General features: G+C 62.6%; 9 protein-coding genes. 3 read left to right on the top strand and 6 right to left on the bottom strand.

Annotation, left to right across the window (positions count from 1 at the left end):
* A partial coding sequence (locus tag RKP46_RS18285; protein ID WP_311107953.1) for a LysM peptidoglycan-binding domain-containing protein occupies nucleotides 1-1,854 on the top strand: 1,854 nt, incomplete at its 5' end.
* Nucleotides 1,855-1,919: 65 nt separating this feature from the next.
* Here RKP46_RS18285 and RKP46_RS18290 read toward each other — a convergent pair.
* The 4 genes from RKP46_RS18290 to RKP46_RS18305 all read right to left on the bottom strand — a co-directional run bounded on the left by RKP46_RS18290 (nucleotide 1,920) and on the right by RKP46_RS18305 (nucleotide 8,616).
* Nucleotides 1,920-3,968 (bottom strand): ABC transporter ATP-binding protein, encoded by a 2,049-nt coding sequence (locus RKP46_RS18290; protein WP_311107954.1) that lies wholly within the window; start codon nucleotides 3,966-3,968, stop codon nucleotides 1,920-1,922.
* Nucleotides 3,965-5,413: an ABC transporter permease gene (locus tag RKP46_RS18295; RefSeq protein ID WP_311107955.1), complete on the bottom strand. Its 1,449-nt coding sequence runs from the start codon at nucleotides 5,411-5,413 to the stop codon at nucleotides 3,965-3,967. Before RKP46_RS18295 ends, RKP46_RS18290 begins: the two co-directional genes overlap by 4 nt.
* Nucleotides 5,413-6,390 (bottom strand): ABC transporter permease, encoded by a 978-nt coding sequence (locus tag RKP46_RS18300; protein ID WP_311107956.1) that lies wholly within the window; start codon nucleotides 6,388-6,390, stop codon nucleotides 5,413-5,415. The genes RKP46_RS18295 and RKP46_RS18300 overlap by 1 nt, the downstream gene beginning before the upstream one ends.
* Before the next feature lie 63 nt (nucleotides 6,391-6,453).
* Complete coding sequence (locus tag RKP46_RS18305) at nucleotides 6,454-8,616, bottom strand: ABC transporter substrate-binding protein (RefSeq protein WP_311107960.1); 2,163 nt, start codon at nucleotides 8,614-8,616, stop codon at nucleotides 6,454-6,456.
* A 175-nt stretch (nucleotides 8,617-8,791) separates the two neighbouring features.
* Between RKP46_RS18305 and fabI the strand changes: the two genes are divergently transcribed.
* Both fabI and RKP46_RS18315 read left to right on the top strand, forming a co-directional pair.
* On the top strand, nucleotides 8,792-9,592 hold the full coding sequence (gene fabI, locus RKP46_RS18310) for an enoyl-ACP reductase FabI (protein WP_311107957.1): 801 nt from the start codon (nucleotides 8,792-8,794) through the stop codon (nucleotides 9,590-9,592).
* A 69-nt stretch (nucleotides 9,593-9,661) separates the two neighbouring features.
* Nucleotides 9,662-11,461, top strand: coding sequence for a GspE/PulE family protein (locus RKP46_RS18315; protein WP_311107958.1), 1,800 nt, complete (start codon nucleotides 9,662-9,664; stop codon nucleotides 11,459-11,461).
* 196 nt (nucleotides 11,462-11,657) lie between these two features.
* Here RKP46_RS18315 and rplQ read toward each other — a convergent pair whose 3' ends face one another.
* Together rplQ and RKP46_RS18325 are read right to left on the bottom strand one after the other, a co-directional pair.
* Nucleotides 11,658-12,053: a 50S ribosomal protein L17 gene (gene rplQ, locus RKP46_RS18320; protein WP_311107959.1), complete on the bottom strand. Its 396-nt coding sequence runs from the start codon at nucleotides 12,051-12,053 to the stop codon at nucleotides 11,658-11,660.
* A gap of 30 nt (nucleotides 12,054-12,083) precedes the next feature.
* Nucleotides 12,084-13,058 carry a DNA-directed RNA polymerase subunit alpha gene (locus tag RKP46_RS18325; protein ID WP_311107961.1) on the bottom strand — a complete coding sequence of 325 codons (975 nt, stop codon included), beginning with the start codon at nucleotides 13,056-13,058 and terminating at the stop codon, nucleotides 12,084-12,086.
* Between the last annotated feature and the right edge of the window lie 5 nt (nucleotides 13,059-13,063).

Below are 13,063 nucleotides of genomic sequence, written 5' to 3' on the forward strand. Positions count from 1 at the left end.
CCCGAGGAACTCTACCAGCGAATTCGGCAGGGCTTTTCGATGCCGAACATCAACACCCCCTCGGTCCTGCATCACCAGCAATGGTATCTGAACCACCCTGAATCGCTGCGCCGCATGGTCGAGCGCAGCAGTCGCTATCTGCATCACATCGTCGAGGAAATTGAAAAGCGCGGTATGCCGATGGAGCTTGCCTTGCTGCCGATGGTCGAGAGCGCTTACAACCCGACGGCCTACTCGCGCAGCCGCGCGTCCGGCCTGTGGCAGTTCATTCCGGCCACCGGCAAACAGTACAAACTGGAGCAAAACTGGTGGCTGGACGCACGCCGCGACATCATCGCGTCCACCGCTGCGGCGCTCGACTACCTGCAGTACATCTACGAACTGCACGGCGACTGGCACCTGGCGCTGGCCTCGTACAACTGGGGTGAAGGTGCCGTCGGCCGCGCCATCAACAAGAACAAGGCGGTGGGGCTGCCAACCGATTATCTCAGCCTGAGCATGCCCGACGAAACCAGGCAGTATGTGCCAAAACTGCAGGCGCTGAAGAACATCTTCAGCAATCCGAAAGTACTCACCAATCTGAACCTCCGCGGCGTCCCGAACCGGCCGTATTTCGCCACGGTCACGAAAACGGCAAACATCGACGTCAAGCTGGCCGCCAAGTTGGCCGAAATGCCAGTCCAGGAGTTCGTTGCGCTGAATCCGGCGCACAACCGCCCAGTCATCAAGTCGGAAACGCCGCTGGTCATCCCGGCCGACAAGGTCGACCGCTTCATCAACAACCTGGAGGCGCATGAGGAAAGCGAGCAGCCTCTCGCTTCCTGGCAAGCCTACACGCTGCGACCAGGCGAAACGCTCGAGCAGGTGGCTGCGCGCTTCGGCATGACGGTAGCCGCACTCAAGGCAGTTAACGGAATCAACGGCAAAGCCAGGGTGGCGGCGGGCCAGCCCCTGCTGGTCGCGGGCAAGGAGGGTGCTGACGCTGCTGACCTGGCTGGCCTGCCGGAACCGCCGGCGATTGCTGCGGCGAGCAGCGAGCCGCCACGCCCACTCGTCCAGCCGCGCCAGCCGGAGCCCGTCCACGTCCAGACGCCGACAGTGACACCGCGTGTGCACGTCGTGCGCAAGGGTGAAACGCTGTTCAAGGTCGCCCAGCAGTACGGAATGACGACGGCTGAGCTTAAGGACACCAACAAGCTGCGCGCAGACAAGGTGACTCCAGGAACGCGGCTGACGGTTGTCGTTCCTGCCGCCAGCAGCAAACTTGCCAGCCGAGAGCCACAACGCGTCGCCGCAGCCGAGCTTGAAAGTAGATCTCCAAACGCGCGCAGCACGCCGGCCGTCACAACCGAAGTGCGTAGAACGCACACGGTCAGCAAGGGCGAGACCTTGCTCAAGGTCGCACAGCGCTACGGCATCGGCTTGAGTGAACTGAAACAGCTCAACAGGATTCGTAACGACCATGTCGTTCCGGGTACCAAGCTCGCGATCGCTACGCCAGGCGGCAGCGCAGCGGGGCGCCCGCCAGCCGAGCTCGCCGAGAACGACAACCGGCGTGCGCGGACTGCCGATTCCCGCTTGACGCTGGCCAAGGTGGAAAGCAGGAAACCCGACAGCAAGAACGAAGCGAAGACCAGCCGCAAGACCGAAGCGACCACGGCGGCGGCGCATACTGGCGCCCGGAAGCCGGCCCGGCTGGCCCAGTACACCATTCGCCGCGGCGATACCTTGGCTTCGATTGCGCGCCAGTTCCGGGTCGACGAAGACGACCTGTTGCGCTGGAACCGCCTGCCGGCACGCTCGATCAAAGCCGGGCAGACCCTGACCATCCAGCTCGTACAGAACACGCTCTAAGCGGTGAGGGCAGCACTGCCCTCGCCTGCCGCGCCGCATGCGACAGGCAGGAGCGGCTGTCAGCGCTAGCCGTAGAGATGGCAGTTGACCGTGTGCGTCGCGCTCAAAGCAGTCGCTGCCGGGTATTGCTCGCGGCATGAAGCGCTCGCTTGCGGGCAACGCGGATGGAAATGGCAGCCTGCCGGTGGCTTGGCGGGTGAAGGAAGTTCACCCGCCAGGCGAATGGCTTCCCGCTCTTCGCCCAGCCGCGGACTGAGCACGGCGGAAAGCAAGGCGCGCGTGTAGGGATGCTGCGGCGAACGAAGCACATCGTCGACCGTACCGCTTTCGACGATTCGGCCAAGGTACATCACTGCGACCTCGTGCGCCAAATGGTCGACGACGGCAAAATTGTGCGTGATGAACAGGTAGGCCAGACCCAGATCGGTCTGCAATTTGGCCAGCAAGTTGAGAATCTGCGCCTGGACCGAGACGTCGAGCGCCGAAGTCGGTTCGTCGCAAACCACCAGGCTCGGTTCGACCGCCAGGGCGCGTGCGATTGCGATGCGTTGTCGCTGACCACCCGAGAATTCGTGCGGATAGCGCTGGATGACCGCCGGATCAAGGCCAACCTGCTGCAGAACCTGGGCGATTGCCTCGCCACCTGCGCCTGCCGCCGGTGCGGCGAGTGCCTGCAGCCCTTCGCCAATGATCTCGCCAATCGACGAGCGCGGATCAAGCGAGGCAAACGGGTCCTGAAAAATCATCTGCATACGGCGACGGAAAGGTCTTAGCGCGGCGCCCGACATGCCGCACAAGTCTTGCCCGGAGAGCCGGACGGCGCCGCTGGTCGGCGCGACAAGCTGCAGAATCGCCTTGCCGACCGTCGTCTTGCCGCAACCTGACTCGCCGACGAGTGCCAGCGTGCGCCCGCGCTGCAGGCGGAGCGAGACGCCGTCGACCGCGCGCACGTGGCCAACGGTACGCTGCAGGATGCCACGCCGAATGGGAAAATGGACGCACAGGTCGTGCACAACGAGCAGCGGAGCGACCCCCTCGATGGGCTCTTCCGGGCGGTCAGCGCACGCGGGCGCTGCGCTGCTGGCCGCGCCCGCGCGGCTAGGCGATTCAGCCAAACCGACAAGATGGCAGCGCACACGGTGGTCGACGTCGACTGAGGTCCATCGTGGCGTTTCGGCCCTACACAGCGCCCAGGCATGCGCGCAGCGCTCGGCAAAGCGACAACCGGGCGGCATCGCCGAAAGTGGCGGCACCTGACCTGGTATGGTCGCCAGACGTCCGCCACGCCCGGCCAGATCGGGCAAGGCGGCAAACAGGCTCTGCGTGTACGGATGCCGAGGCGAAGAAAAGAAAGCCTGGCGCGGCGCTTCCTCGACGATTTCACCGGCATACATGACCGCGACGCGACTCGCCATGCGCGCGACGACGCCCAGGTCGTGCGTGATCAAGAGAACGCCCATACCCCGCTGGCGCTGGATGTCGCGCAACAGATCAAGGATTTGCGCCTGAATGGTGACATCGAGTGCGGTCGTCGGTTCGTCGGCAATCAACAGGCGTGGCTCGCCCGCCAGCGCCATCGCAATCATCACCCGCTGCTTCATCCCCCCCGAAAGCTGAAACGGGTACTCGCTCAGGCGGCGCTGCGCGTCGGCGATGCCGACCGCCTCGAGCAACTCGCGCGCGCGCACCTGGGCCGCCTGCCCGGTTACCGCGAGATGACGGGCAAGGACTTCAGCGAGTTGCCGGCCGACGGTCAATACCGGGTTGAGGCTGGTCGCAGGTTCCTGAAAGATGATGGCGATGCCCCCGCCGCGCACGCCGCGCATCTCTGCTTCGGGCAAGTCGAGCAGACTGCGCCCGGAAAAAATCACCTCGCCACCCGTGATTCGACCGGCTGGCGGCAACAGGCGCAAGGTGGCGAGTGCCGCCGCCGATTTGCCGCAGCCCGACTCGCCAAGGAGTGCCAGCGTCTCGCCTGCAGCGACGCGGAAATCGACGCCGTCGACCGCCGCGAGGAGCGCGCGCTGCGCGGCAAACGCCACGCGTAGTCCGCGCACCTCGAGCAGGACCGCGCCGTCGATGGCACGCACGCCGTGCTTCTCCGCGGCGCTCATGCGGAACCTGCCAGGCGCGGATCAAACGCCTCGCGCACGGCGTCCGCGAGCAGATTCGCCGCCAGAACCAGCACCAACATGAAACTGAAGGCCGCGCTCAACGACCACCACACCATCGGCTCGCGTGCCAGTTCCATGCGCGCGTTGTTGATCATCGTGCCAAAGCTGATCATCGTCGGGTCCACGCCAATGCCCACGTAGGAAAGCACCGCCTCGGCCAGGACCAGGCTGGAGAAATCCATGACCAGCGCAATGATCACGATGTGCATCAGATTCGGCACGATATGGCGGGCGATGATGCGCAGATCGGCAACGCCAAAAGCCTGCGCGGCCTGGATGAACTCGAGTTCGCGCAGTTTCAGCGTTTCGCCACGCAGCAGGCGGCAAAGGCCGGTCCAACTGGTCAGGCCGAGAATCAGGCACAAAGCCAGCAGGCGCAGGTCGGCGCGTTCAGCCGCGGTGGCAAACCACTGCGGATGCGTATCAATCAGGACCTGCATCATCAGCACCGCCGCGGCAATCAGCAGAACGCCAGGAATCGAACTGAGCGTGGTGTAGAGGTATTGGATCAGGTCATCGACCCAGCCGCGGAAGTAGCCGGCCATGACGCCCAGCACGACAGCCAGCGGCAACATGACAAGCGTCGTCACCAGCCCGATGACGAGAGCAGTGCGAACGCTCTTGAGAATCTGGTAAAGGACATCCTGCCCTACCTTGTCGGTCCCGAAGATATGATAGTCGTCGGCCAGGCCAGCCAAGGACAAGGCGCAGGCGAGCACGCAGGCCAGCGCAATGAGCACCGCGTTCCAGGCGAATTCGGTCTGACCGCGCCAGATACAACGCCAGGCGGCGAGCAGCGTGCAGTTTCCAGCTCGTGCCAGTGCGGCCACCGCAACGCCGGCAAGGGCACACCAGATCGCCGCCGCGAGAGCCAGTGCGCGCAGCAAACGCTGCGCGATGTCGGCGTCACGCCGCGCTTCGTCGTCACCCAGATGAGCGCCACCGAACTTCAGGCGCGGATAGTCGCGAACCTGACGAACACGGCCGTCAGCCGTGCGCAGATCGATCGCCTCCTTGGCATAGGCGCGCGTTGCCAACGGCTCGGAATAGGTCTTCTCGCTGCGCGCGCGCAGTGAGGCGACCAGCCAGTCGAGCAGCGAAAGCACCTCGACTGAGTACGCCGTGCCCTGACGATTGGCGGCAGCCGTCGACTCAGCGGATGGTGCGACCAGGGCCGGGCGATAGTGGAGCGAGTCGAGCAGACCGATCGCGCCGAAGACGAGCAGCACGGTAGCCGAAGCCATCCCGCTCCGGTGGCTGCCGACGCGCCGCCAGGCCGAGCGCAGCAGCGGGCTGCGGGCGGAAAGCCAGGCGAGCGCAAGCGAGGCGGCAACCAGCCCCCAGATGAGCAGATCGGACCAGAGAAGGACGGGAAGGAAGTCCATCAGGCGAAGCGTATGCGCGGGTCGACGAGCGTGTACGACAGATCGGTCAGGATAAGGCCAACGATGTAGAGCACCGATCCGATGAAGACCATCGCGCGCACAACGGCAAAGTCCTGCGCGTTGATCGCGTCTATCGTGTAGCTGCCAAGTCCCGGGATGCCGAAGAACGATTCACTGAGCAGCGATCCCATGAATAACAGCGGGATGACGACAACGACGCCGGTGAGGATCGGAATCAGGGCATTGCGCAGAACGTGCCGGAAGAGAACGACGACTTCGGACAGTCCCTTGGCACGCGCCGTGCGCACGTAGTCCTTGGCGATCTCTTCGAGAAACATCGTTCGATACCAGCGCGTCGATGCGCCGATCCCGGAAACGACACCAATCACCACCGGGAGAATGAGAAACTTCCAGGCGTCGACGCCGCCCGCGTAGCCTGAGATGGGCACCAGCCGCCACAGCTTGCTGACCAGATACTGACCGCCGATGATGTAGAACAGACCCGAGATCGACATCATCGCGACGCAGACGACAACTCCCCAGAAATCAAGCGCTCCGGCACGGAAAAAGGTCAACAGCAGGGCAAACGAGACGCTCACCAGCAAACCGAGAACGAAGGTCGGCACTGCAATCGCCAGCGACGGTCCCATGCGCAAGCGAATTTCCCGCGCAATGTCACGGCCATCCTCGGCGCGGCCGAAGTCGCCAGCGAACATGCGAACCGACTTGGCGAAGAAAATCGTCTCGGTGACGACGCCGACGCCAGCCGCTGCGGGGTTGATGAACAACGGCCGATCGTAGCCGCGCTCGGCTTTCCACTTGGCAATTGCCTCGGGCGTCACGCGTTTGACGCCCAACTGCATGCGCGCCATGTCGTCGGGTGTATTGACAACGAAGAAAAGCGCGAAGGTGATCAGGTTGACGCCGATCAGAATGGGCAACGCATAGAGCAGACGGCGGACGATGTAGGCAAGCATGCTCGACTCCCGCTCGTCAAACCCGGGCAGCCGCGCGCCGCACGCAGACCATCGTGCGCTGCATCAGCGGGCTGTCCCGCGCTCGCGCCGGCGATAGGCGAGAGCGGCGGGCATCAACAGACCAACCCCGAGCAGTGCGACAGCGAACAGCGGCCAGAGCACCGGCCGATTCCACGCTTGCCGCAAGCGTGCCCGCTCGCCGCCATCAATCCGCTGATACTTCAGAATGTTGTTGCCAACATCGGTAGGCTTGCGATTGTGCAGCCAGGCGTGGCCAAGGGTATAGCTCTTCGGATGGAAGCCATAAATCCAGGGCGCGTCGTGCTGCAGAACGGCGACCGCCTGGCGGATGATCCGCAGCCGCTCGGCCGCGCGCGGCCCATCGCTTTCCATGTTCTTCATCTGTTCAAACAGGCGATCGTACTCGGGATTGACGTAGTTTGACGCGTTTTCGCCACCTCTCACCACTTTTCCTTCTGCTCCGGCCAAGAGGAAGAGAAAGTTCTCCGGATCGGGGTAGTCGGCGTTCCAGCCAAGGTAGTAGAGTTGCACGGCGCCCTTGCGCACCTTGTCCTGAAAGCGATTGAAATCGGTCGAACGGACGACAAGCTGGAGGTCCAGTTTGGCAAACTGACGGGTCAGCCAGTCGAGACGTGACTTGTCGCCCATGCCACCAGTCGTCGTATCGAGGTTCAGCACGAGCGGCTCGCCGGTGGCCACGTGCCTTCCGTTCGGCCAGCCGGCCTCAGCCAGCAGCTTGCGGGCAGTACTCAAGGGCTTTCGCCGTGCCTGTCCGTCGACCCAGTCATAAACCACCGGATTGCTTCCCGCCTCACCGTCGAGGTAGCCAAAGATTCCCGGCGGCAGCGGACTGCTGGCGGCGATTCCGCGCCCGTTCATGAAGATCGAGATGAATTCCTCCTGATCAATGGCAATCGACAGAGCTTGGCGCAACTTGGTCGTCTGCTCGCTCAAGCCGCCGACGATCGGGTCGAGCATGTTGAAGCCGAGATAGAAGATCGACGCGCGCACGCTGGTCAACAGCCTGATCCCCTTGCCACGCATCTCGTCGCTCAGTTCGATATCACCGCCAACACCGAGCCGTACCGCCTGATCGAAGCTGTCGGACGAGATGCTGGACGCGTCGTAGTAGCCCTGCAGGAACTTGTTCCAATAGGGAATGCTCTCCTTTTCCCGGGAGAAAACGGCGCGCTCGATGAACGGCAGCGGCTTGCCGCAATCGGCCAGCAGGCCGGCTGCGTGATCGGTGGCTTCGCCGTCACAGGGATAGGTCTCGCCATGAAAATTCGGATTCCGTTCGAGAACCATGCGGCTGTTCGGGTTGTTCTCGGTCAACATGAACGGGCCGGTACCCACCGGATACCAGTCCAGAGTCAGGTTCTTTTCAGCCATTCCCGGTTGCGCGTAGAAGCGGTCCACCTCGCGTGGTACCGGCGCAAAGAACGGCATCGCCAACCAGTAGACGAACTGCGGATACTTGCCACGCAAGGTAATTCGATACGAGTAGCGGTCAAGGCGCGTCACTCCGGGCAGCGCAAAACGATCCAGGTCGAGCCAGGCGGTCGCCGGCAGTCGGTTCGCCTCTTCGTGCAGCGCCTTGCCCAGTTCACGCAGGCCGACGATGCGCTCGGCCATCATGCCAAAAATCGGCGAGTGCAAACGAGGATGCGCCAGCCGCTTGATCTGATAGATGTAATCGTCGGCGACCAGTTCCCGCGTGGAAACGCTGGGAAAATCCGCGATCGTCTCGATGTCGCGCAAGTGATCGCGCTTCAGGGCGCCGTACACCGGCTGTCCGTCCACATCGAGGGCAAAGGCGGGATGCGGCTGGTAGCGAATCCCCGGCCGTATGCGCACCTCGTAGATGCTGTAGGCAATCTGCTCGGGCGCCGCATCGGCTGGCAGATCCCGGCCCTGCGCATCGGTATAACGGGCAATCGGCACGCTCGCACTGGTCGCCGGGATCAGCGTGTACGGACGCTTGAGGTAGTGGTACTGCAGCGGCGGCTCGTAGATCTGCGCCGTAAACGTGATCTCATCCTCGGTATACGACTGCGCTGGATCAAGGTGCTTCGGCCGTTCGGTGAAAGCCGAGTACAGGATGTTCAGTCCACGCTCGCGCACCGGATAAGGATCGTTCTGCTCGCTGCCGCAGGCAGAAATCAGAAGGAGCAGGAACAGGCAGACGATGCGCACGAACCACATGCGGCAAGTGTAGCGCGAACGGACAGATCTTGGCTGCACCGCCGACCCCGGGACGCCCTCATGGGCGTGCAACCGACAATCGCCGGTGTCGCGAGCAGTTCCTTTATAATGCGCGAGCGAAGCAGATTCGCGCAGGAACTGCAAACCTTGCAAAATTTTCGTTACGGGAGAAGCAATGGGATTCCTTGCCGGCAAGCGCATCCTGATCACGGGCGTGCTGTCAAAACACTCGATCGCCTACGGTATCGCTCGCGCCTGCCATCGCGAAGGCGCGCAACTGGCGTTTACCTTCCAGAACGAACGCTTCCAGGACCGCCTTGCCAAGTTCGCCCGCGAATTCGCCAGCACCCTCATCTACCGCTGCGATGTTTCCGACGATGCGGAGATTGCACAGCTCTTCACCGACCTTGCCAGCGAGTGGGATGGCCTCGACGGGCTGGTTCATTCAATCGCCTACGCCCCCGGCGAGGCGATCGAAGGAGACTTTCTCGATGGCATCACGCGCGACGCCTTCCGTATTGCGCACGACATCTCGTCCTACAGCTATCCGGCGCTCGCCAAGGCGGCTCGCCCGCTGCTCCTCAAGGGCCGGCAGCCTGCCCTTCTGGCGCTTTCCTACCTGGGCGCCGAGCGCACGCTGCCCAACTACAATACGATGGGACTGGCCAAAGCAAGTCTCGAAGCGGCCACCCGCTACCTGGCCTTTTGCCTGGGTCCGCAAGGTATCCGCGCCAACGCCATCTCGGCCGGACCGATCAAGACGCTCGCCGCATCGGGCATCGGCAATTTCTCGCGTCTGTTGGCGTACAACGCACACAACGCGCCGCTTCGGCGCAATATCACGATCGATGAAGTTGGCAACGCGGCGGCTTTTCTGCTCTCCGATCTGGCCAGCGGAATCACCGGCGAAATCATGTATGTCGATGGCGGATTGAACACCACGGCACTGGGCAACGCCGAACCTCTGCCCTCCTGAGTGCCGTTCGGCAGCGTACGCGGTCGACACCTGCGGCAGACACCACCTCCATTGACCAAGAGTTGATCGGTGCGCGAAGCAGCGGCCGCCAATACCTTCGAACATCGCCTGACGCTCGCCGAAGTCCTCGGCTGGCTCGTCGATGACGAACTGGTTGCCGCCAAAGAGTCCGACTCGCTGCTCAAGGAAAGCCGTCTGCAACGCATTTCCGCGCACCCGCTGGTGGTCATCGCCGACCAGCAATGGAAGTCACTGCGTGAGCCGCATCGCCCCCTGACGCTGGAAGAACTCGGCGCCTGGATGGCGCGGCGAGTCGGACTCGACTATGTGCACATCGATCCACTGAAGGTCGACTTTTCGGCGGTCACCGAAGTCATGTCGAGCGCCTACGCCACACGCTTCGGCATCCTTCCGATTCAGGTGACGACACGAGAAGTGGTGATCGCGACGACGCAACCCTTCCTGCGCGACTGGGAAAAGGAAATCACGGCGATCGCTCGCAAGGAGATCCGCCGGGTCGTGGCCAACCCGGTTGACGTTGCGCGCTATCTTATCGAATTCTACAACCTGGCCCGCTCGGTCAAGAAAGCGGCGCAGCTTGGCGGCCCCAGCGGTAACCTGTCATCCTTCGAGCAACTTGTTGAACTCGGTCGAACGAACCGCCAGTTCGATGCGAACGACCAGCACATCGTCAACATCGTCGACTGGCTATGGCAGTACGCCTTCGATCAGCGGGCGAGCGACATCCACATCGAACCCCGGCGTGAGCTCGGCATCGTACGTTTTCGCATCGACGGAATTCTCCATCAGGTGTACCAGATTCCGACCAGCGTCATGGCGGCAATGATCAACCGGATCAAGATCCTCGGCCGAATGGATGTGGTCGAAAAGCGCCGCCCGCAGGATGGTCGAATAAAAACGCGGACAGCCGATGGCCAGGAGGCTGAACTGCGTCTATCGACATTGCCGACCGCCTTTGGCGAGAAACTCGTCATGCGCATCTTCGACCCCGAAGTGCTGGTGCGCAATTTCACCGACCTCGGCTTCACCGACGACGATCAGCTGCGCTGGAAGCAGATGGTCGAACGACCCGACGGAATCATCCTCGTCACCGGGCCGACCGGGTCCGGCAAGACGACGACGCTCTACTCGACGCTCAAGCAGCTCGCCACACCCGAAGTCAACGTGTGCACGATCGAAGATCCGATCGAAATGGTTGAACCATCATTCAACCAGATGCAGGTGCAGAACGTCATCGACCTCGGTTTCGCACAGGGTGTACGTGCGCTCATGCGTCAGGACCCTGACATCATCATGATCGGCGAAATCCGCGACCTGGAAACGGCCGAGGTGGCGATCCAAGCGGCACTGACCGGCCATCTCGTGCTGTCCACGCTGCACACCAACGATGCGCCCTCAGCCATCACCCGCATGCTTGATCTCGGCATCCCAGCCTACCTGCTCAGTGCGACCGTGCTTGGCGTCATGGCGCAGCGTCTGGTGCGAATCCTCTGTCCGCACTGCAAGGTGCTGCAAGAAGCAAGCGTGGTCGACGCCAACATGTGGGATCAGTTGGTCGCGCCGTGGAAGGCCAATCGCCCGACGCAGCTCTACCGTCCAATCGGCTGCCTCGACTGCCGAATGACCGGCTACCTTGGTCGCGTTGGACTGTACGAGATCCTGCTTCTCTCGCCGGACGTCAAGCTCGCGATCAGCGACCATAGAGACATTGCCAAGGTACGCGATCTGGCGTTCCGCGAAGGGATGAAACCCCTGCGTATTTCCGGCGCGATGAAAGTCGCCGCTGGCATCACCACTCTGGCGGAGGTTTTCAAGGTCGCTCCGCCAGTCGCTCAGCCTGACCGCTGATCACCCGCCGCAGCCCGCGCACAGCGCGCCCACTGCTCGCCGACACGGGACGGAAAACCCGCAGCGGGTAGCCCTGGGACTTGCGCCGACAAAAAAGCCAGGGCGCACCTGGCTCTTGCGGAAAATTTGTTTGGCCATCCTGCGCTCGCCACAGCCCCGTCACGCACATGGGCGGCGCAAGGCTGTGCACTACCGTCTAGCCGCTGACGGCAGCACTTTCGCCACTCGCGATCTCCGGCCGGTCAAGCAGTTCGACATAAGCCATTGGCGCATTGTCACCATCGCGGAAGCCACATTTCAGTATCCGCAGGTAACCCCCGGCGCGACCTGCATAGCGCGGCCCCAACTCGTCGAACACCTTGACCACCATATCGCGATCGCGCAGGCGGCTGAACGCCAGGCGGCGATTCGCCACGCTCGGATTCTTGCCGAGCGTGATGATCGGTTCAACGACTCGCCGCAATTCCTTTGCTTTTGGCAACGTGGTCTTGATCGCCTCTTCGCGCAGCAGCGAAACGCTCATGTTGCGCAACATCGCCAGACGGTGCGCGCTGGTACGGTTCAGCTTGCGGAGACCCAAACGGTGACGCATATCGATTCCTTCCTCTTCTTGTCCTGCTGCCTAACGCTCAAGTCCGGCCGGCGGCCAGTTCTCCAGCTTCATGCCCAGTGTCAGGCCGCGGGCAGCCAGCACTTCCTTGATTTCGTTGAGCGACTTCCGCCCCAGATTCGGTGTCTTGAGCAACTCGTTCTCGGTCCGCTGGATGAGATCGCCGATATAGTAGATGTTCTCCGCTTTCAGACAGTTGGCTGAGCGAACTGTGAGCTCGAGGTCGTCTACCGGACGCAGCAGCAAGGGGTCGACCTGCACCGTCTTCTGGTACTCGACCGGCATCGCCGTACCCGCAAGGTCGGCAAAAACCGACAACTGCTCCATCAGGATTCGCGCTGCCGTGCGGATCGCCTCTTCCGGCTCTATCGCACCGTTCGTCTCGATATCCATGATCAGCTTGTCGAGGTCGGTCCGCTGCTCGACGCGCGCACTCTCCACCGCATAACTCACGCGGCGCACCGGGCTGAACGATGCATCGAGAACCAGTCGACCTATGCTCTTGCCGCCGTCGCCGACCTCGCGCAGATTGCCGGCAACGTAGCCGCGCGACTTCTCGACTTTCAACTCCATGGCCAGCTTGCCGCCAGCCGAGAGGTGCGCGATCACATGCTCCGGATTGATAATCTCGACATCGTGTGACGCCTCGATGTCGCCTGCCCGGACGACGCCCTTCCCTTCCTTCCGCAGGTGCAGCACGACCTCATCGCGGTTGTGCAGCTTGAAGACGACGCCTTTCAGATTGAGCAGGATATCGACGACATCCTCCTGGACACCGTCTATCGTCGAGTACTCGTGCAGCACCCCGTCGATACTCACCTCGGTCGGCGCGTAACCCGGCATCGAGGAGAGCAGAATCCGCCGCAGTGCATTGCCCAGAGTGTGGCCGTAGCCGCGCTCGAACGGTTCCATGACTACTCTGGCATGCACCGGCGACAGGCTTTGCACATCGATGATGCGAGGTTTGAAGAGTCCGCTGCTTTGCATGTGCT

Origin of the sequence: Accumulibacter sp. (assembly GCF_031732815.1) — a bacterium.
In the GTDB taxonomy this organism is placed as follows: domain Bacteria; phylum Pseudomonadota; class Gammaproteobacteria; order Burkholderiales; family Rhodocyclaceae; genus Accumulibacter.

Excerpts from the sequence above, each read along its gene's own strand:
- RKP46_RS18290 (WP_311107954.1), bottom strand. The coding sequence starts at position 3,968 with ATGAGCGCCGCGGAGAAGCACGGCGTGCGTGCCATCGACGGCGCGGTC.
- RKP46_RS18295 (WP_311107955.1), bottom strand. The coding sequence starts at position 5,413 with ATGGACTTCCTTCCCGTCCTTCTCTGGTCCGATCTGCTCATCTGGGGG.
- RKP46_RS18300 (WP_311107956.1), bottom strand. The coding sequence starts at position 6,390 with ATGCTTGCCTACATCGTCCGCCGTCTGCTCTATGCGTTGCCCATTCTG.
- RKP46_RS18305 (WP_311107960.1), bottom strand. The coding sequence starts at position 8,616 with ATGTGGTTCGTGCGCATCGTCTGCCTGTTCCTGCTCCTTCTGATTTCT.
- fabI (WP_311107957.1), top strand. The coding sequence starts at position 8,792 with ATGGGATTCCTTGCCGGCAAGCGCATCCTGATCACGGGCGTGCTGTCA.
- rplQ (WP_311107959.1), bottom strand. The coding sequence starts at position 12,053 with ATGCGTCACCGTTTGGGTCTCCGCAAGCTGAACCGTACCAGCGCGCAC.
- RKP46_RS18325 (WP_311107961.1), bottom strand. The coding sequence starts at position 13,058 with ATGCAAAGCAGCGGACTCTTCAAACCTCGCATCATCGATGTGCAAAGC.